The organism is Mesorhizobium sp. M0062, from assembly GCF_040323125.1.
In the GTDB taxonomy this organism is placed as follows: Bacteria; Pseudomonadota; Alphaproteobacteria; order Rhizobiales; family Rhizobiaceae; genus Mesorhizobium.
Window position 1 is genome coordinate 53,227 of record NZ_JAMYUO010000026.1, and the last position, 18,190, is coordinate 71,416.

Here is an 18,190-nt window from a genome sequence, read left to right on the forward strand (position 1 = left end):
AAACCGGCCGGATTCGGGTTAGACCAATATGAGGAAAATATTTCCTTCCGAAACCCAATATCGGCGAAAATTTCCTTCGGGGGGACAAAAAATGCAACGTTGAATGCATCTAATTTCTATCAATTCGATAGAGTTCAGCCGTCATCAACGGAGGCGGAAATGACCAAACCTCATTTCAAGAAACTGCTCGGCGCACTGGTCGCCACATCGATCCAGTTCGGCACGCTCGGTTTCGCGTTTGCCGATACGACCATTCTGAACGTGTCCTACGACCCGACACGCGAACTCTACAAGGCCTATGACGAAGCCTTCGTCGCACACTGGAAGGCCGAGACCGGCGAGACGGTCACCATCCAGCAATCGCATGGCGGCTCCGGCGCCCAGGCCCGCGCCGTGATCGACGGCCTCGATGCCGATGTGGTCACGCTGGCGCTCGAAGGCGACATCAACGCCATCGTCACCAAGTCGAAGAAGATCAACCCGGACTGGCGCAAGAAGTTCGAGAACAATTCGGCGCCGTACACCTCGACCATCATCTTCCTGGTCCGCAAGGGCAACCCGAAGGGCATCCACGACTGGAGCGATCTGGTCAAGGACGGCGTCCAGGTGATCACGCCGAACCCCAAGACCTCCGGCGGTGCCCGCTGGAACTACCTTGCCGCCTGGGCCTATGCCAACGCCAATGATGGCGGCGACGAAGCCAAGAACAAGGAATTCGTCGGCAAGCTCTACGCCAATGCTCCGGTGCTCGACACCGGTGCGCGCGGCTCGACGGTCACCTTCGCGCAAAAGGGCATCGGCGACGTGCTGATCGGCTGGGAAAACGACGCCTATCTGGCGCTCAATGAATTCGGAGCCGACAATTTCGAGATCGTCTATCCCCCGACCTCGATCCTGGCCGAGCCGCCGGTGGCGATCGTCGACGCCAATGTCGATGCCAAGGGCACCCGCAAGGTCGCCGAAGCCTATCTCGGCTGGCTCTATTCCAAGGAAGCCCAGACGATCATCGCCAAGAACCACTATCGTCCGGCCAAGCCCGAGCTGGTGGATGCGGCTGACATTCCGAAGACGCCCGAAATCAAGCTGATCTCCATCGACGATCCGCTTTTTGGCGGCTGGAAGAAGGCACAGCCTTATCATTTCGGCGATGGTGGTATATTCGACCAGATCTACAAGCCGGCCCAGTAGGATTTAGATCAGGACGACATGACCATAGCACCCGCCAAGGCGGGGTGGCGATTCAGACAGCCGAGTGTCATTCCGGGTTTCGGATTGACGCTCGGCTTCTCGCTTGCCTACCTCACGCTCATCATCCTCATCCCCCTGTCGGGCCTGATCTGGCGCTCGGCAGCCCTCGGCTGGACCGATTTTTGGGCGATCGCCACCGACCGCCGGACCATCAACGCACTCGAAATCAGCTTCGGCACAGCCTTCATCGCAGCCGCCGTCAACGTCGTCTTCGGCACGCTCGTCGCCTGGGTGCTGGTGCGCTACCGCTTCCCCGGCCGCCGCGTCGTCGACGCGATGGTCGACCTGCCCTTCGCGCTGCCGACCGCGGTCGCGGGCATTGCGCTGACCACTCTTTATGCGCCCAATGGCTGGATCGGCCATCTCCTGGCGCCGCTCGGCATCAAGGTCGCCTACACGCCGCTCGGCATTGTCGTGGCGCTCGTCTTCATCGGCCTGCCGTTTGTCGTGCGCACGGTGCAGCCGATCATGGAGGAGATCGACAAGGAAGTGGAGGAAGCCGCCGCGACGCTCGGCGCCAACCGCTTCCAGATCATCACCCGCATCCTGTTTCCCGGCCTGGCGCCGGCCATCATCACCGGCTTCTCACTCGCCTTCGCACGCGGCGTCGGCGAATACGGCTCGGTCATCTTCATCGCCGGCAACCTTCCCTACAAGTCGGAGATCGCACCGCTTCTGATCGTCATCCGGCTCGAGGAGTACAATTATCCGGCGGCCACCGCGATCGCGGCAATCATGCTTTTGCTGTCGTTCGTGATGCTGCTGGTCATCAACCTGGCGCAGTCATGGAGTCGCAAGCGCTATGGCTGACCCCGAGATCAAATCCTACGAACCGCATCACGAGAGCCGGTCGGCGGCGGTGACCGAAAGCCGGCCGGTGCGGCTGCTGCTGATGGCGGTGGCCTTCGCCTTCCTCGCCATCTTCCTGCTGCTGCCGCTGATCATCGTCTTCCACGAGGCGCTGGCGAAAGGCATTGGCGCCTACACGGAATCGCTCTCCAATCCCGATACGCGCTCGGCGATCCGGCTGACGCTGCTGGTGGCGGTGATCGCCGTTCCGCTCAACGTCGTCTTCGGCATTTCGGCTGCCTGGGCGATCGCCAAGTTCGAGTTCAAGGGCAAGGCTTTTCTAACCACGCTGATCGACCTGCCCTTCTCGGTCTCGCCGGTCATTTCCGGCCTGGTCTATGTGCTTTTGTTTGGCGCTCAGGGACTGTTCGGTGAATGGCTGAAGGCGCACGGCATCCAGATCTTGTTCGCCGTGCCCGGCATCGTGCTCGCGACCATCTTCGTCACCTTCCCCTTCGTTGCCCGCGAACTGATCCCGCTGATGCAGGAACAGGGCAACGGCGACGAGGAAGCCGCGCTCTCTCTGGGCGCCAACGGCTGGCAGACCTTCTGGTACGTGACGCTGCCCAACGTCAAATGGGGATTGCTCTACGGCGTGCTTCTGTGCAACGCCCGCTCGATGGGCGAATTCGGCGCGGTCTCGGTCGTGTCGGGCCACATACGCGGGCTGACCAACACCATGCCGTTGCATGTCGAAATCCTCTACAACGAGTACAACGCCGTCGGCGCTTTTGCCGTCGCTTCGCTGCTTGCCGGCCTGGCGCTGGTCACGCTCGTCTTGAAAACACTTCTCGAGATGCGCTACGGCGCCGAGATCGCCGCGACGCGCGGGCACTGACTAAATGCATGTCGCCCAAGACTGGGAACCGGTTTTGGGACAACGACATGCACCAAATTACTGAGGGATCTACATGGAAGTTCGCGTTGCCAACGTACGCAAGGAGTTTGACCGGTTTCCGGCCCTCCATGACGTATCGCTTGACATCAAGTCGGGTGAGCTGATCGCGCTGCTTGGGCCATCCGGCTCCGGCAAGACGACGCTGCTCCGGCTTATCGCCGGCCTGGAGCGGCCGACGCGCGGAAAGATCTTCTTCGGCGACGAGGACGCCTCGCACCGCTCGATCCAGGAGCGCAATGTCGGCTTCGTCTTCCAGCACTATGCGCTCTTCCGGCACATGACGGTCGCCGACAATATCGGCTTCGGCCTCAAGGTCCGGCATGGACCGTCGCGACCACCGGCGGCCGAAATCCGCCGACGCGCCTCCGAACTGCTCGATCTCGTTCAGCTTTCCGGCCTGGAAAAGCGCTATCCGGCGCAACTTTCCGGTGGCCAGCGCCAGCGCGTGGCGCTCGCCCGGGCCATGGCCATCGAGCCCAAGGTGCTGTTGCTCGACGAGCCGTTCGGCGCGCTCGATGCGCAGGTGCGCCGGGAACTCCGCCGCTGGCTGCGCGAGATCCATGACCGTACCGGCCACACCACCGTCTTCGTCACCCACGACCAGGAAGAGGCGCTCGAGCTTGCCGACCGCGTCGTGGTGATGAGCCAGGGCCGCATCGAGCAGGTCGGCTCCGCCGACGAGATCTACGACACGCCGAACTCGCCCTTCGTCTACTCCTTCATCGGTGAATCGAGCATGCTGCCGGTCAAGGTTGAGAATGGCGAGATCTGGCTCGCCGACCGTCCGATCGGCGTGTCGGCGCCGCACGCACCCGGGGGCGATGCGACGCTGTACTTCCGCCCGCACGATATCGAACTGCTCGACGGCTGCAGCGGCTGCATCGCCGGCACGGTCGCCGCCAGCCGCCGCGTCGCCGGCACAAGACGCGTCGAACTGGAAATCGGCGGCGAGCGCCAGCGGGTCGAGATTGAACTGCCTGTGGACCATCCTGCGGCGCAGAAGAGCCGGGTGGCGTTCCGGCCGCGGCGCTGGAAGCTTTTCCCGGCGGCATAGACGTCGATCCGGCGCTACTCCAGCCAGTTCTCGACCTTCAGGCCCTTGATCCGGCTGAACTCACCGGTGTTGGCCATAACCAGCGTCGTCCCCAGCGCGCAGGCGTGGGCAGCAATGAAAAGGTCATTGTGGCCGATGACCTGGCCCCTTGCTTCCAGTTCGGCACGAAGTGCGCCGTATTCGGCATCCACCGGCACGTCGAGCGGCAGCACAGGTAACTCGGCGAGCAATTCCTCCACCTTGGCGAGCAGCTTGGCCGATCCCTTGCGGGCGCAGCCATAGCGCAGCTCCGAGGCGACAACGATGCTGGTGCACAGGGCACCGTCTCCCGCGCGAACCGCCGCACTGGCAGCCTTGCCGGCAGGGTTTCGGATCATGTCGCTGAGAATGTTGGTGTCCAGCATGAACCGCATCAAAAGATATCCTCAGGCCCCACGGGCGCATCATGGATCTCGGGAAAGTCGTCTTCAGGACCAAGCGGCGGCTCTTTCGCCCATTGGGTGAGCAAGGCGGTGAGGCCTGGTTTACGGACTGGCTCGATAACCAGGCGATCGCCGTCGCGGCTGATCAGGACTTTTTCGCCGGGAAGCTCGAACTCGACGGGAATGCGCACCGCCTGGCTGCGGTTGTTGCGGAAGAGCTTCGCCTCTCTCGGCGGCGTTGAATGGCGGTGTTGCGGCATCACGATGCATCCTTGTATATGCCAAATGTATATGCCCCAACGGCAAGATGTAATCATTTTGCATGGCGTTGGAAGGAAATCCTACCAATCGGCTGTTTCGGCAACGCTTTTTCTCATCGTCGAATGGCGAACCCGGCGCGCATGTCTGGCCGCGCTGGACATGGTCCTATTATGTTGGCGCATTATATCGATGCATCGACAAACGGCCTCTCAAGGAGCTCCTTTTCATGAAGCGATTTTTCCTCAGCGTAGCCGCCGCCGGCCTGGTCCTCGCCTCTTCGCAGGCCTGGTCGGCCGACAAATTGCTCAACGCTTCCTATGATGTCGGCCGCGAATTGTTCGCCCAGGTGAACAAGGCTTTCATCGCCGGCCATCCGGGCGTCACCGTCGACCAGTCGCACGCCGGCACCTCGGCGCAGGCGCGCGCCATTGCCGAAGGCCTCGGCGCCGATGTCGTCACCTTCAACCAGGTCACCGACATCGATTTCCTGGTCAAGAAAGGCCTCGTTTCCGCTGACTGGCAGAAGGATTTCCCCGACAACGCCTCGCCCTTCTATTCGCTCCCATCCTTTCTCGTCCGCGCGGGCAACCCCAAGCACATCAAGGACTGGAACGACCTCGTGCGCGACGACGTGCAGGTGATCTTCCCCAACCCCAAGACCTCGGGCAATGCGCGCTACACCTATCTGGCCGCAACCGCCTACGCCAAGGAAGCCTTCAAGGGCGACGACGCCAAGGTGAAGGAGTTCGTCACCAAGCTGTTCAACAACGTGCCGATCTTCGACACCGGCGGGCGCGCCGCCACCACCACCTTCGTGCAACGCGAGATCGGCGACGTGCTGATCACCTTCGAGTCGGAAACGCGCGGCATCCGCAAGGAGTATGGCAACGACAAGTTCGAACAGGTCACGCCAACGGTCAGCCTGCTCGCCGAATTCCCGGTGGCGATCGTCGACAAGGTCGCCGACGAGCACGGCAGCCGTGACCTCGCCAAGACCTATCTCGATTTCCTCTACACGCCCGAAGGCCAGACCATCGCGGCTGAAAATGGCCTGCGCGCCCGCAACGCTGAAGTCGCGGCAAAATACAAGGCCGACTTCCCCGATGTCCGCCTGCTGACGGTGGAAGACGTCTTTGGCGGCTGGGACAAGGTACAGAAGGAGCACTTCGCCGCCGGCGGTCTGCTCGACCAGACCTATGGCAGCCGCTGATATCAGCAGCGTTCGACCTCACCTCACAAGAAAGCCGGCGCTTTGCCGGCTTTTTCGTTTTCGCGCGCCGACAAACGGCTTTCATGCGGAATCTGTCGCGATCGGTGAAAAACGTTACAAAGAATCAACGCCTTTGTGCCTAACGTGCAATCGGGCGGCTTGTTCTACGCGAAACCGGGTTGTTCAGGCGAAACGTCATGATTTGCACACAAACAACCGCCAGATGCGGGTGGTTGGGGTTTTCATGAACTGAAGCGGGCATGCTTACCAAAAAAGGCAAATACGGCCTCAAGGCCCTCGTGCATCTTTCCGGCCTGCCGGTCGGCCAGCTTGCATTCGTCAACGACATCGCGATCGCCAACAACATCCCGAAGAAATTCCTGGATGCCATTCTGGGCGAGCTGCGCAATGCCGGTTTCGTCCTCAGTCGCAAGGGCAAGGAAGGCGGTTATCGCCTCGCCCGGCCGGCTTCCGAAATCAAGATCGGCCACGTCGTGCGCGTGCTGGACGGCCCGCTCGCTCCCATACCCTGCGCCAGCCGCACGCAATACCAGCGCTGCGAGGATTGCGACGAGGCGACCTGCCAGGTCCGGCACATGATGCTGGAAGTGCGCCTGGCGATCGCCGAAGTGCTGGACAATCGCAGCCTCGCCGCCATGCGCGACGCCGACAATGATGATTTTCCGGTCGAGCTGACATCGCAGATCTAAATAAGAGCATGGTCCCGAAAAGTGGGAACCGGTTTTCGGACAAGATCATGCTCAAATGAGAGTCCTCAGACCAGGCCGAGCTTGCCGGCCAGGCCGACGCGCTGGATTTTGCCGGTGGGACCCTTGGGTATCTCCTGGAGAAACAGGATGTGGCGCGGCACCTTGAACTCGACGATCCGGCTGCGCGCGAAATCGCGGATCTGCTCGGCATCGGCGGTGGCGCCCTCGGCCAGCACGATGGCCGCACCCACCTCCTCGCCGAGCATGGCGTGCGGCACGGCAAAGGTCACCGCCTGCGCCACCAGCGGATGATCGAGCAGCACATTGTCGACCTCGAGCGGCGAGATCTTTTCGCCGCCGCGATTGATGATCTCCTTCAGCCGCCCGGTGATCTTCAGATCACCATCCTCGTCGATCAGACCCTGGTCGCCGGTGCGGAACCAGCCATCGCTGAAGGCAGCTTCATTGGCCACCGGATTGTTGAGATAGCCATCATGAATGTTGGCGCCGCGCACGGCGATCTCGCCCTTTTCACCCGCCGGCAGGATCGTCCCCTTGTCGTCCAGGATCGTCACCTGCGGACCCGCAGGCAGGCCGACCGAGCCTGGCTTGCGGCGCGCCGGCGGCAGGCCGTTGGATGTCATCTGGTGCGCCGCCTCGGTCATGCCATAGGCCTCGACCACCGGACAGCCGAAGACGCGCTCGAGGTCGCGGAACACGGTGTCGGGAAGCGCTGCCGAAGACGAGCGGATGAAGCGCAACCTCGCAGCCGCGATGGTTTCGCCATTGCGCGCGGCGCGCGCCAGGATCGCCTGATGCATGGTCGGCACCGCGCTGTACCAGCTCGGCCTGAAGTCGCCCAGCCAGCCGTAGAATTTGAGCGGGTTGAAGCCCGGCGTGCAGACAACAGCGCCGCCGACTGCCAGCTGTGCGCTGAGCGCCGCCATCAGCCCGTGAATATGGAACAGCGGCATCACGTTGAGACAGATATCGTCTGCCGAAAGCGCCAAGGTGCGGGCGATGTTGGCCATCGATGCCTGCAGATTGCGCTGCCGCAAGCCGACGATCTTCGGCCGCGCCGTGGTTCCCGATGTGTGCAGGACAAGCGCGAAATCGTCCGGCCCGTTGAGCTGCATATCGTCGAGGCGAGCCTCGCTGGCAGCCTCCACCTCGGCGTCGCCCGCCAGCAGAAACTCGCCGGCCTTGGCGCCGTCAGTCACGACGACGTCGAGCACCGCAATGCCGAGCCCCTTTGCGGCGTTGCGCGCGGCATCGCCCATGCCTTGTCCGCACAGCAGCAGCTTCACATCGAGATCGCCGAGATAGAAGCGGAATTCGTCTTCGCCGTAAGCCGGATTGAGCGGCGCCGCCGTCGCCAACGCCGAGACCGCCAGGAAACAGGCCGCCATTTCCGGGCCGTTGGGCAAGACGATGCCGACGGCCGTGCCGCGGGCAACGCCACGCCTGGCGAGATCGCCGCAGAGCTTATCGACAAGATTGGCGAGGCCGGCAAAGCTCAGGGATGGCCGGTCCGGCGCCATCAGCGCCACCGCAGCCGGCCGCCAGGGCGCCAGTTGGGGAAGTGCTACCGATAGGGCCTGTTTCAAGTTCGAACCCTGAATGGCGTTCACCATGGCCTTGCCGGCGCCGATTGCGCGCCCGTGGCAGACGCAGTAAAGCGATTTCCGGACGCACGCAAGAACAGGTGGACACCGATCGGATGAGGCTGCCGTGGTTGGGAAAATCCCGGAAAGCCGACCGGACACCATCTTCCGCCGTCATTTATCATACGGAAATCATCGCCGACATCCTGGTGCCCGAACGCGCCGAGCATGTCCGCTTCTTCAGCCGCAAGCAGGTCCGCGCCGGCAAGTTGCGCACCTTCAACAACAGGGATCTCCGCGAGCTGCTGCTGGCCGCCTTCTACATCGGCGTCGCGGCATCGCTGCCGGTCGATTGGTGGGCCGCGGTCTGCAGCCGCGTATCGGGGCTGCGCCTCAAGCGCCATATCCGCAAGGATTTCGTGCGCTACGCCGCCGCGACGCGCGCCGTGCTCGGCAATGGCATCGATGCGCAAAGGCAGTTCAGGGCCTTGCTCTGCGCCAACCACCGCCGGCGTCTGCTGCTTGCCGCGCATCTCATCGGCCGCCGCTGGTCACCTAATATCCGGCTGGAGGGCCGGGAAGGCCTGCAAGCGGCGCTGAAGCGCGGCCACGGCGCTATCATCTGGTGCGATCAGTTCACGACCCAGACCATCATCGGCAAACGCGCTCTCCATGAAGCCGGCATCGAGACACACCAGCTCAGCGTCAGGGCTCACGGCATATCCGATTCGACCTTCGGCTTGCGCTTCCTGAACCCGCCGATGGTTCGGGTCGAGAACCGTTTCCTGAAAAGCCGGATCGTGTTCGACCGCAACGACGCCTACCAGGTCACCGGCCGGATCCAGAAGATCCTTGGCAGCAACGGCGTCGTATTGGTGACCAACACGGTGCATGCCGGCTCGACATTCACCGAAGTCGGCCTTGGCGAGAGCGGCTGGACTCACCTCGCCTCGGCGCCGACGAATTTCGCTGCCAGAGGCAAGGCGGCGCTGTTTTCCATGTCGACCTTTGAGACCGATCCGTTCCGCCAATACCGCGCCGTCCTAAGTCCCGAACTGGTGCCGGCCCCGGCAGAGGCCGGCGAGCGCGCGGCCAGAGCCGGCGCCAAGAACATGGCGCTGCAGGCCGAGTACATATTGCTCAAGCGCGACCGCTTGCTGGAGGCGCTGAAACTCTATCCCGAGCAAATGATGGTCTGGTCCGGCGCCGACCGGTTCACCGAACGGCCGGAAACCGCCTTGCCCGACGAGGGTGGTTCATGATTTTGCGCCGGCCAGCAGGCTGGCAACGGCGGTGACGATTTCAGCCACTGGAAGTGTGGCGTCGGCCGTCAGCGCCCGCTCGTCGGCGCCAGGCGGCTCAAGGATGGCGAACTGGCTTTCGACCAGGCTTGCCGGCATGAAATGGCCCTTGCGGTTGGCGACACGCTGCTTGGCGGTTGCGGGATCGATCTTCAGATAGATGAAATCGATATCCCGGCGGAAGCCACGCAGACGATCGCGGTAGCTGCGCTTCAGCGCCGAGCAGGCGGCAACCACGCTTTGGCCGCTGCCGGTCAGGTCGGCGATCCGCTCGCCAATGGCATCGAGCCAGCCCTCACGCAGTTGATCTGTGAGCGGCTCGCCGCTCGCCATGCGGGCGACGTTTTCGGGTGGGTGCAGCCTGTCGCCTTCGACAAAGACGGCCCCTTCCTCTGCTGCCAATGCTTTGCCGACAGCCGATTTTCCGCAGCCGGCGACGCCCATCACCACAATGGCCCGAGGCACTGAGCCGGTAGCGCCCATTGGCGCCTTTGCGGTCTTTTCGTCCACGGTCAGCGGCTTGCCGGCGCGCGGCCGTAGAGCAGGAGCATGGCAACGATGACCAGGCCATAGACGATCTGCCGCCCCGCCTCCGGCATCTGCATGACCGAAAGGATGGACTGCAGGAGCGTGATCAGGATGACACCGGCGACGGTGCCGAGATAGGAGCCGCGGCCACCCAGGATCGAGGTGCCGCCCAGAACCACGGCGGCGATCGACGGCAGGAGATAGGCATCGCCCATCGATTGCGCCGCCTTGGAGGCATAGCCGGCGAGAAGCACTCCGCCAAAGGCGGACAGCCCGCCTGAGATAGCGAAGGCGATCATCACCACGCGCCTTGTATCGATGCCGGAGAGATAGGCGGCACGCTCGCGGTTGCCGATGCCGTAGACGGTGCGGCCGAAGCTGGTGCGGGACAGCACGAACACCATCGCAGCGCCAATCAGCGCCCAGATGATGACGGCGTTAGGTACGCCAGGAATGGTGAAACCTGTCGCAAGATAGCGCATGGCGCCGGTGGCCGAATCCTGTGGCGAGTAGCCGCCGGTATAAACGACCATGAGCCCTTGCGCGACAGCGTTGGTGGCGAGCGTGATGATCATCGAGGGTATGCGCAGATAGGCGACGCCAAAGCCGTTGACGATCCCGATCAGCACCCCGCAAAAGATGCCGAACGGGATGGCCAGCGCCACACCGATCGGGCCATAGGCCGCGGCCGCACACGCCATCATCGCGCCCGCCGCCACCGCCCACGGCACCGACAGGTCGATCTGGCCTAGCAGGATGACCAGCATCATGCCTGTGGCGATGACGCCGAGGAACGAGGCCACCTTGAGCTGCTGCAAGAGATATTCAGGCGACAGAAAGCTCCTGGAATAGAGGCTGCCTAGGAACAGCAACAGCACGATGCAGGCGAAGGCCGTCAGCACCGCCGGATCGGCGCGGCGGATGAATTTCGGCATGCGGCCGGCGATGCCGCCCAATGTCGTTTCGCTCACAGGAACCACTCCAGCCGGTTGCGGACCCGAAACAGTGCGAAGGCGCCGAGGCTGACCGCAACCAGCAGGATAACGCCCTGGAACAGTGGCTGCCATAGCGGGTCGAAATCGAACACGAACAACAGGTCGCCGATGGTGCGGAAGGCCAGCGCGCCGAAGATGGCGCCGATGGCGCTGCCTTTGCCGCCGAACAGCGAGACGCCGCCCAGCACCACCGCGGCGATTGAAAACAGCGTATAGGCGTTGCCGCTGGCATAGGCTGCATCGCCCGTATAGGTGAAGAAGGTCAGGAACAGTCCGCCGATCGCGGCCAACAGGCCTGCGAGCGCGTAGGCAGCGAACTTGCCGCGCCTTATCGGCACGCCGGACATGTAGGCCGCCGTCTCCGACGAGCCGGCCGCATAAGCCGCGCGCCCGAGCACCGAGCGGCTGAACGGCACCCAGACGATTAGCACGACGGCGAGCAGCGCGATAAGACTGGCCGGCACTACGCCGAACAGGCGCCCGGTCAGCGCGTCGGCGAGACCTTCGTTGACCGAACCGCCGGGAAACGGCCTCAGCAGCAGCGCGATGCCGAAATAGACCGCACCCGTGGCGATCGTGGCGACGATCGGCTGCAGGCGGCCGTAGATGACGATGGCGCCGTTGATCGCTCCGCACAGGAGCCCGGTGCCGAGCACGGCGATGACGCCGAAAGCGGTCTCGAGGCCGGTGCCTATGACCAGCCAGGAGGCGAGGCAATTGGTCAGCGTGAAGATCATGCCGATGGAGAGGTCGATGCCGGCGGTGATCACGACCAGTGTCTGCGCCATGGCGACGAAGGCGAGCAGCACGCCCTTGTTGGACGCCGTCTGCACGACATTGGCGGTGAAGCCCGCCGGATGGTTCGAGGTGTAGATGACGAACATGACAATGAATATGCCGAGTGCCATCAGTGTTCCGCGCTGCTCGGCCAGCCAGTAGCGCCACTCTTTCACGCGTCCGCTCCCTGTCTTGCGCCGGTATCGTCTGTCGCGCCGGCGTCATCGCCATGGATGTTGAGCGCGCTTGCAATGAGCGCCCGCTCGGTGATCTCGGCCCCGACCAGCTCGCGCTTGACCGCGCCGTCATAGAGCACCAGCACGCGGTCGCAGCAGCCGATCAGTTCGTCATAGTCGGTCGAATAGAACAGGATCGCCGCCCCCGCATCCGCCAGCTTGCGCATCAGTTGATAGAGTTCCTGCTTGGTGCCGACGTCGATGCCGCGCGTCGGATCGTTGAGCAGGATGATACGCGGCTGGCGCATCAGCCATTTGGCGATGACCACCTTCTGCTGGTTGCCCCCCGACAGCGCACCGACCGGAATGTCGAGGCCGGCCGTCTTGATCGCCAGCAGCCCGACCATGTCGTCGATCAGCCGCTGTTCGGCGGCGCGGTCGATGATGCCGGCCTTGGACAGCCGGTCTAGGGCGGCAAAGGAGAGGTTCTCGCGCACCGTCATCGGCAGCATCAGGCCTTCGGTCTTGCGGTCCTCCGGGATCAGCGCCATGCCGATGCGGCCGTCGCGCGCCGCTTGGGGGCTGGCGATCGAAACAGGCTTGCCGTCGATAAGGATCTGGCCGCCGAGGCCGCGCAGCACACCGAAAAAGGCAAGCAGCAATTCGCGCTGGCCCTGGCCGTCCAGGCCGCCAAGGCCGACGACCTCGCCTGCCCCGACCGTCAGCGAGACATTGTCCAGCCGGTCCGTCCAGGACAGCTTGCGCGCCTCCAGCACGGGAACGGCGGCGGCTGCGGTGCGCGCGGGTTTCGGCGGGAAAATATGGCTGTATTCGCGCCCGATCATCAGTTCGACGACTTCGTTGTCGCTCTTTGTGCCTGCCTTGTAGCTGGCGACATTGCGGCCGTTGCGAAACACCGTGCAGTGGTCGGCAAGCTCGGCGATCTCGTTCATGCGGTGCGAAATGTAAAGCAGCGCCAGCCCTTCCGAGCGCAATCGCTTGAGCACGCTGAATATCCTGGCGACGTCCGTCGCGGTCAGGGCCGAGGTCGCCTCGTCGAGGATCAGGATGCGCGGCTTCCTGGCCAATGCCTTGGCGATCTCGACCATCTGTCTTCTTGAAAGCGGAAGATCCTTGACCAGCGCCAATGGATGGATGTCGGCCGCACCTGCGCGTGCCAGCGCATCCTCGGCAATGCGGCGCTGCGCCTTGCGGTCGATCATGCCGAAACGCTTCGGCGGATCGGAGATGACGATGTTGTCGGCAACGCTGAGTTCGGGAACCAGCGACAGCTCCTGGAAGATGCAGACGATGCCGGACTTGTTTGCAGCAGCAGGCGAAGCGAACGTCACCTCGCTGCCGTTCAGCATCATGCGGCCTTCGTCGGGCGCGACGACGCCCGCCATGACCTTGATCAGCGTCGATTTGCCGGCGCCGTTTTCGCCGAGAATGGCGTGGATGCTACCGGACGAGACCGAAAGCTCGGCCTTTTCCAGCGCCCGCACACCACCATAGCGCTTGGATATGCCTTCCATCCGGAAGAGCGGAACCGCACCGTCCATCGGCCCTCCCGAGGCAGTTTGACTTCAAGGGATATCGAGTGGCCGGCGCCGCGGAGATCCCGCGGCGCCGGATATGCCGCCTATTGGTCAGCCCCTATTGGTCAGCTTTGGTCTGGCCCATAATTTCCTGCGCGGTGAAATTGATGCCGCAGGTCGGGAAGGAATTGCCGACGAAGAAATTGTCGGACTGGTCGGGGAAGAAATCCTGACCGGCCTTGAAGTTCGGATCCTCGACGATCGCCAGTGGCAGTTTCACTGCTTGCGGAACGACGTTGCCTTCGAGCGCGGCAATCGCCGTCTTGATGGCGACCGCGACCTGCGCCGGACCGGTGCCGGCCGATGAGCATTTCAGCCCGTCGCCGGCATGTGCCGCGCAGAACTTGCGGAAACCGTTCTCGGTCTCCCCGCCGAACGGCACGAAAGCATGCTTGGCATCGATCATCGCCTGCACGATGCCGGTGTCGCCGCCTTGCCCGGTGATGCCGTCGAACGGACCGTTGGTGGCAATGGCGTCGGCCGTGGCCTTCTGTGCCACGCCGTCGTCCCATTTGCCGACCACCTCGGTGACGTCCCATTTCTTGCCGGAGGCATCGAGCGCTTCATGGATGCCGTTGTGACGGTCGGTGTCGACGGAAGTTCCGGCAACGCCGCGCACTTCGAGCACCTTGCCGCCATTCGGCACATGGCCGACCAGCCATTTGCCCCACAATTCGCCAAGGCCCTTCTGGTCGACATTGACGTTGATGGCGTCCTTGGTGTCGAGAATATTGTCGAAGGCGACGAGGATGACGCCAGCTTCCTTGGCGCGCTTGATGACCGGCCCGAAAGCGGTCGGGTTCTGGGCGTTGACGACGATCGCGTCATAGCCGGAATCGATGAAGTTGTTGATCGCCGAAATCTGGGCCGGCACGTCCTCGCCGGTCGAGACGACCTTGAATTCCTTCAGTTTCGCGGCGACCTCCGGCTGGGCCGCATAGGCCTTGGCGGTCTGCACCATCTGGATGCGCCAGGTGTTGGCGATATAGCCATTGGCGAGCGCGATGCGGTATGGGCCGTCTTTCTTGGGGAACTTGAAGAACTGCGTATCGGCCGCCCAGGGCGCAAAGCAATCCGGCTCAGCCGACGGTCCCTTGACGACTTCCGGGTCGGCCATGGCCGACGAACTCAGCATGACGAATGCAGTGGCGGCAACGATGCCACCAACAAGTGACTTGATCATCGATATTCCTCCCAGTTGTAGTTTTATTTGCTGCTGCTTGTTTATTTGATGCTGTTTGTCGTGGTGTGTTTTCCACGCCTGCCGAAGGCCCTCCAGCCTGGCCGGCGCCACGTCTCAAGGGCCCGAAGCCGGCCCGATCCCCTCCCCCTCGCCGCTTCACAGGCGAGAAACGAAACTAGCATATTATACATAATAAACAAGCATGAGCTGTTGCTTATGTATAATAAACAGGCACGGCCTCTCATCAAAACGTCTGCCCGACGAAAATGGTAGCGCTACCATGACGTTGTGTAAAGCACCATTTGCTGAGGCCGCCAAGCGTGTTCAGCGTGCGGTGCTCTCGCGGGGCTTGAGTTCGAAACCGAGATCGACGACCCGCTGCTCAGGCCTTCGTCCTGCGATCGCCGCCAGCGCCATGGCAACAGACCGACGGCCGATTTCATAGCGAGGGGTGCGGATACTGGTGAGCGGCGGGAACGCCGCCTGCATCATTTCGAGGTCGTTGAAGCCGACAATGCCGATTGTTTTCGGCACGTTGAGCGCGGCGCTATGGCATTCGAACAAAACGCCGAGCGCGATGTCGTCATTGTTGCAGAAGACGCCGTCGAGCGCCGGCATCTTGGCCAGCGCATCGCGAAGCAGCTCGCGGCCGAGCGTCACGCTGGACAGTAGCGGCGTGGTGGTGACCAGCCGGGGGTCGAACAGGCCGGCCTTCTCCATTGCCGCGCGATAGCCGGCAAGCCGCCGCTGCGACCGCGGGTCCATGCGTGCGCCGATGAAGCCGATCCGCCGGTAGCCCGCCTCGATCAGATGCTCGGTCGCCGTGCGGCCGCCGTCGAAATGCGAGAAGCCGACCAGCATGTCGACCGGATCGGGCCCAGTCTCCATCACCTGCACCACCGGGCAGCCCGCGCTCTCCAGCAGCTTTCGCGAGGTCGGCGTCTGGTCGATGCCGGCCACGATCAGCGCCGCCGGGCGCTGCGGTGCGAACACCTGCAGCAGGCGCTCCTCCTCGAGGCCGGAATAATGGGTGTTGCCGAGCTGGACGCGGAACGGGCCGTCCGACAGGCAGTCATAGATGCCGCGCACCACTTCGGCGAAGACGTTGTTGGTCAGCGACGGCACCAGCACGCCGAACACATCGGCGCGCGCCGAGGCCAGCGCCCGTGCATTGGGATCCGGGATATAGCCGAGTTCGTCGACGGCGGCCTGGATCTGGCGCCGCAGATCCTGGCTGACGCGTTCCGGTTCGCGCAGAGCCCGCGACACGGTGATGGCGCCGACGCCGGCCTTGCGCGCAACATCTGATAGGGTCGGGCGGCCGCCGCCGCGACGCGAGCGCGGCTTGGTCATGGACATCCTCCACGTGCCGGGCCCCGGCCGCTGCGCCCTTGCGAAACCATGTTCAGCTTTTCCACTGCCACCATGCCGGCTGCTGCCGCACCCACTCGCCTGCTGGCGTCGCGCAGCCAATCGCCCTTGTCAAGCAACAGGGCAATCCTGCCTTCCTAAGCCATCAGGGCAGCACTGCGTTTTGCTTTCCACAGCAGCAGCCCGATGGCCACTATGTTCAGCAAGTTCCACGCGATCCCGTTGAGGAACGCGGCGGCGTAGGAGCCGGTCAGGTCGTAGATCCAGCCCGACATCCAGCCACCGATCGCCATGCCGAAGATGGTCGCCATCATGACGATGCCGATACGCTGGCCGGCCTCCCTGGCGGGCAGGTATTCGCGCACGATGATGGCATAGCAAGGCACGATGCCGCCTTGCGACAGGCCGAACACCAGCGACACGACATAGAGCGAGGCAAGCCCGTCGAACGGGATGTAAAACAAAAGCGACAGGCATTGCAGCACGGAACCGATAAGCAGGGTTTTCACGCCGCCGATGCGGTCGGCGACAAAGCCGGAGGCAAGCCGGCTGACGACGCCCGCCGCCATCATGATCGACAGCATGTCGGCGCCATGCGCAATGCCGTAGCCAAGATCCATGCAATAGGCGACGATGTGCACCTGCGGCATCGACATCGCCACGCAGCAGCCGAGACCGGCAACGATCAGCAGCACCTGCAACGCCGCCGGCGACAGCGAAATCGACTGCACTGGCCGGCTTCCGGGCGAACCGGCGGCAGCCGCCGTCGGAGCAGCGCGCCGCAACAACAGCACCAGTGGCACCATGGTGACCAGGCAGAAGACACCGATGCCGGCATAGGTGAAGCGCCAGCCTTCCGCCTTGATCAGTGTCGGCATGATGGTTGGCCAGAGCGCTCCGGCGAGATAGTTGCCAGCAGCCGCCGCCGTGACGGCGACGCCGCGCCGACGGTTGAACCAGTGCGAGATGTCGGCGATCAGCGGCCCGAAGATCACCGATGTGCCGACACCAATCAGCACGCCCTGGGCAAGGGTGAATTGCAGGATAGAGGTCGACAACGCGGCGAGCAGCAGGCCGGCGGCGAGAGCCACCGAGGATAGCAGTGCCGGGATCCAATACCCCATGCGATCGACCGCGCGGCCAACCAGCACATTGCCGGCGGCGAAGCCGACCATGGTTGCGGTGTAGGGCATCGATGCCGCGGCGCGGTCAACGCCGAACTCGGCCTGCACGGCCGGCAGCACGACGACGACGGCCCACATGCCGACCGCACCGATCGTCGCCAGCAGCATGGAGATGGCAAGCCGCATCCAGGCGTAGCTGCTGTCGATGCCGGGGCTATCCGCCTGATTGGCGACGATCGGGGTCAAGGCGTTTCCTGTCTACGGTCCTGGGAAGTCGACCGTTGTGTCGCCACTATCGGCGCATTCACCGCGACGGGCAGCGCCACAGGGCCATGATCCGTGGCTCCAGCGGCCCGGCGATTTCTCGGGAACCGCGGCGGCCTGCCCGAGTTTTTGCGACAGGAAGGAGTTTGTCATGACCGCGAAGAAAAAATGGTCGGCCGAGGTGACCGAGCACAGCGATGCGATGGACCTTGAGGACCACATCTTCGAAGCCGACGACGCCAGGAAGATCGCGGCCTCGCTCAAGCGCTCGGCCGAGCACAGCGACCGCCGCAAGGCCCAGCCGTTTGAGTCGGCCATGTCGATGCTGAATTTCTACATCAACCGCGCCGGCAAGAACCTGCCGCAGGCGCGCCGGAAAGTGCTCGAGGACGCCAAGGACGAACTGCGCGCGGCCTTCGGACGGCCGCAGCAGGATTAATGCATGTCGCTCAAAAGTGGCGCCGGTTTTGAGACAACGACATGCATAAACAAAGACCTAAGCGCGTCGACTTAGTCCGTTCAAACGGGACGCGCTTTAGCGCTCCCGATTGGCTCTGCCAAATTCACCTCAACTGGACCTAGTGACAGGTCCTCTTTCCCCTCAATTTGCCGGCCTC

Annotated in this window: 18 protein-coding genes; 8 read left to right on the forward strand and 10 right to left on the reverse strand. The window is 63.3% G+C overall.

Annotated features, from left to right (window positions below; genetic code table 11):
• The first annotated feature begins 159 nt into the window (after positions 1 to 159).
• From NKJ64_RS24700 to NKJ64_RS24715, 4 genes are all read left to right on the forward strand, one after another.
• Entirely contained in the window at positions 160 to 1,188 is a 1,029-nt protein-coding gene (locus NKJ64_RS24700) for a sulfate ABC transporter substrate-binding protein (RefSeq protein WP_023673082.1), read from the forward strand.
• Between the two features lie 18 nt (positions 1,189 to 1,206).
• Complete coding sequence (gene cysT, locus NKJ64_RS24705; protein ID WP_023687973.1) at positions 1,207 to 2,058, forward strand: sulfate ABC transporter permease subunit CysT; 852 nt, start codon at positions 1,207 to 1,209, stop codon at positions 2,056 to 2,058.
• The gene (gene cysW / locus NKJ64_RS24710) at positions 2,051 to 2,935 is read left to right on the forward strand and encodes a sulfate ABC transporter permease subunit CysW (RefSeq protein ID WP_023690809.1); all 885 of its coding nucleotides are present in this window, start codon (positions 2,051 to 2,053) and stop codon (positions 2,933 to 2,935) included. The genes cysT and cysW overlap by 8 nt, the downstream gene beginning before the upstream one ends.
• Positions 2,936 to 3,008: 73 nt before the next feature.
• A complete protein-coding gene (locus NKJ64_RS24715; protein ID WP_352463502.1) occupies positions 3,009 to 4,049 on the forward strand; it encodes a sulfate/molybdate ABC transporter ATP-binding protein in 1,041 nt (346 codons plus the stop codon).
• Positions 4,050 to 4,063: 14 nt separating this feature from the next.
• On the opposite strand, the gene NKJ64_RS24720 is transcribed toward NKJ64_RS24715, so the two are convergent.
• Both NKJ64_RS24720 and NKJ64_RS24725 read right to left on the reverse strand, forming a co-directional pair.
• Positions 4,064 to 4,462: a type II toxin-antitoxin system VapC family toxin gene (locus NKJ64_RS24720; protein ID WP_352463503.1), complete on the reverse strand. Its 399-nt coding sequence runs from the start codon at positions 4,460 to 4,462 to the stop codon at positions 4,064 to 4,066.
• Positions 4,462 to 4,731 carry an AbrB/MazE/SpoVT family DNA-binding domain-containing protein gene (locus NKJ64_RS24725; protein WP_023739913.1) on the reverse strand — a complete coding sequence of 90 codons (270 nt, stop codon included), beginning with the start codon at positions 4,729 to 4,731 and terminating at the stop codon, positions 4,462 to 4,464. The genes NKJ64_RS24720 and NKJ64_RS24725 overlap by 1 nt, the downstream gene beginning before the upstream one ends.
• 227 nt (positions 4,732 to 4,958) lie before the next feature.
• Here NKJ64_RS24725 and NKJ64_RS24730 point away from each other — a divergent pair, with 227 nt between their 5' ends.
• Positions 4,959 to 5,942, forward strand: a complete 984-nt coding sequence (locus tag NKJ64_RS24730) for a sulfate ABC transporter substrate-binding protein (RefSeq protein WP_352463504.1) — start codon at positions 4,959 to 4,961, stop codon at positions 5,940 to 5,942.
• Positions 5,943 to 6,202: 260 nt separating this feature from the next.
• The gene (locus NKJ64_RS24735) at positions 6,203 to 6,652 is read left to right on the forward strand and encodes an RrF2 family transcriptional regulator (protein ID WP_352463505.1); all 450 of its coding nucleotides are present in this window, start codon (positions 6,203 to 6,205) and stop codon (positions 6,650 to 6,652) included.
• Positions 6,653 to 6,717: 65 nt separating this feature from the next.
• Here NKJ64_RS24735 and NKJ64_RS24740 read toward each other — a convergent pair whose 3' ends face one another.
• Positions 6,718 to 8,259 (reverse strand): acyl--CoA ligase, encoded by a 1,542-nt coding sequence (locus NKJ64_RS24740; protein ID WP_502902889.1) that lies wholly within the window; start codon positions 8,257 to 8,259, stop codon positions 6,718 to 6,720.
• A gap of 113 nt (positions 8,260 to 8,372) precedes the next feature.
• On the opposite strand from NKJ64_RS24740, the gene NKJ64_RS24745 reads away from it, so the two are divergent.
• On the forward strand, positions 8,373 to 9,518 hold the full coding sequence (locus tag NKJ64_RS24745; RefSeq protein ID WP_352463507.1) for a hypothetical protein: 1,146 nt from the start codon (positions 8,373 to 8,375) through the stop codon (positions 9,516 to 9,518).
• On the opposite strand, the gene NKJ64_RS24750 is transcribed toward NKJ64_RS24745, so the two are convergent.
• The 7 genes from NKJ64_RS24750 to NKJ64_RS24780 form a co-directional block, all read right to left on the reverse strand.
• The gene (locus tag NKJ64_RS24750) at positions 9,513 to 10,067 is read right to left on the reverse strand and encodes a gluconokinase (protein WP_023673072.1); all 555 of its coding nucleotides are present in this window, start codon (positions 10,065 to 10,067) and stop codon (positions 9,513 to 9,515) included. The two genes, NKJ64_RS24745 and NKJ64_RS24750, sit on opposite strands and share 6 nt — an antisense overlap.
• 2 nt (positions 10,068 to 10,069) lie before the next feature.
• Entirely contained in the window at positions 10,070 to 11,056 is a 987-nt protein-coding gene (locus tag NKJ64_RS24755; protein WP_023673071.1) for an ABC transporter permease, read from the reverse strand.
• Positions 11,053 to 12,033 (reverse strand): ABC transporter permease, encoded by a 981-nt coding sequence (locus NKJ64_RS24760; protein WP_023826556.1) that lies wholly within the window; start codon positions 12,031 to 12,033, stop codon positions 11,053 to 11,055. The genes NKJ64_RS24755 and NKJ64_RS24760 overlap by 4 nt, the downstream gene beginning before the upstream one ends.
• Positions 12,030 to 13,595, reverse strand: coding sequence for a sugar ABC transporter ATP-binding protein (locus NKJ64_RS24765; protein WP_352463508.1), 1,566 nt, complete (start codon positions 13,593 to 13,595; stop codon positions 12,030 to 12,032). Before NKJ64_RS24765 ends, NKJ64_RS24760 begins: the two co-directional genes overlap by 4 nt.
• A gap of 94 nt (positions 13,596 to 13,689) precedes the next feature.
• On the reverse strand, positions 13,690 to 14,814 hold the full coding sequence (locus NKJ64_RS24770; RefSeq protein WP_023682221.1) for a sugar ABC transporter substrate-binding protein: 1,125 nt from the start codon (positions 14,812 to 14,814) through the stop codon (positions 13,690 to 13,692).
• 324 nt (positions 14,815 to 15,138) lie between these two features.
• Positions 15,139 to 16,167, reverse strand: a complete 1,029-nt coding sequence (gntR, locus tag NKJ64_RS24775; RefSeq protein ID WP_023826554.1) for an HTH-type transcriptional regulator GntR — start codon at positions 16,165 to 16,167, stop codon at positions 15,139 to 15,141.
• 155 nt (positions 16,168 to 16,322) lie between these two features.
• Positions 16,323 to 17,495 carry an MFS transporter gene (locus NKJ64_RS24780; RefSeq protein ID WP_050588124.1) on the reverse strand — a complete coding sequence of 391 codons (1,173 nt, stop codon included), beginning with the start codon at positions 17,493 to 17,495 and terminating at the stop codon, positions 16,323 to 16,325.
• 229 nt (positions 17,496 to 17,724) lie between these two features.
• On the opposite strand from NKJ64_RS24780, the gene NKJ64_RS24785 reads away from it, so the two are divergent.
• A complete protein-coding gene (locus NKJ64_RS24785) occupies positions 17,725 to 18,012 on the forward strand; it encodes a DUF3175 domain-containing protein (RefSeq protein WP_023826552.1) in 288 nt (95 codons plus the stop codon).
• The last annotated feature ends 178 nt before the right edge of the window (positions 18,013 to 18,190 follow it).

Excerpts from the sequence above, each read along its gene's own strand:
- NKJ64_RS24765 (WP_352463508.1), bottom strand. The coding sequence starts at position 13,595 with ATGGACGGTGCGGTTCCGCTCTTCCGGATGGAAGGCATATCCAAGCGC.
- NKJ64_RS24725 (WP_023739913.1), bottom strand. The coding sequence starts at position 4,731 with ATGCCGCAACACCGCCATTCAACGCCGCCGAGAGAGGCGAAGCTCTTC.
- NKJ64_RS24770 (WP_023682221.1), bottom strand. The coding sequence starts at position 14,814 with ATGATCAAGTCACTTGTTGGTGGCATCGTTGCCGCCACTGCATTCGTC.
- NKJ64_RS24735 (WP_352463505.1), top strand. The coding sequence starts at position 6,203 with ATGCTTACCAAAAAAGGCAAATACGGCCTCAAGGCCCTCGTGCATCTT.
- cysT (WP_023687973.1), top strand. The coding sequence starts at position 1,207 with ATGACCATAGCACCCGCCAAGGCGGGGTGGCGATTCAGACAGCCGAGT.
- NKJ64_RS24730 (WP_352463504.1), top strand. The coding sequence starts at position 4,959 with ATGAAGCGATTTTTCCTCAGCGTAGCCGCCGCCGGCCTGGTCCTCGCC.
- NKJ64_RS24715 (WP_352463502.1), top strand. The coding sequence starts at position 3,009 with ATGGAAGTTCGCGTTGCCAACGTACGCAAGGAGTTTGACCGGTTTCCG.
- gntR (WP_023826554.1), bottom strand. The coding sequence starts at position 16,167 with ATGACCAAGCCGCGCTCGCGTCGCGGCGGCGGCCGCCCGACCCTATCA.
- NKJ64_RS24720 (WP_352463503.1), bottom strand. The coding sequence starts at position 4,462 with ATGCGGTTCATGCTGGACACCAACATTCTCAGCGACATGATCCGAAAC.
- NKJ64_RS24785 (WP_023826552.1), top strand. The coding sequence starts at position 17,725 with ATGACCGCGAAGAAAAAATGGTCGGCCGAGGTGACCGAGCACAGCGAT.
- NKJ64_RS24700 (WP_023673082.1), top strand. The coding sequence starts at position 160 with ATGACCAAACCTCATTTCAAGAAACTGCTCGGCGCACTGGTCGCCACA.
- NKJ64_RS24745 (WP_352463507.1), top strand. The coding sequence starts at position 8,373 with ATGAGGCTGCCGTGGTTGGGAAAATCCCGGAAAGCCGACCGGACACCA.
- cysW (WP_023690809.1), top strand. The coding sequence starts at position 2,051 with ATGGCTGACCCCGAGATCAAATCCTACGAACCGCATCACGAGAGCCGG.
- NKJ64_RS24780 (WP_050588124.1), bottom strand. The coding sequence starts at position 17,495 with ATGCGGCTTGCCATCTCCATGCTGCTGGCGACGATCGGTGCGGTCGGC.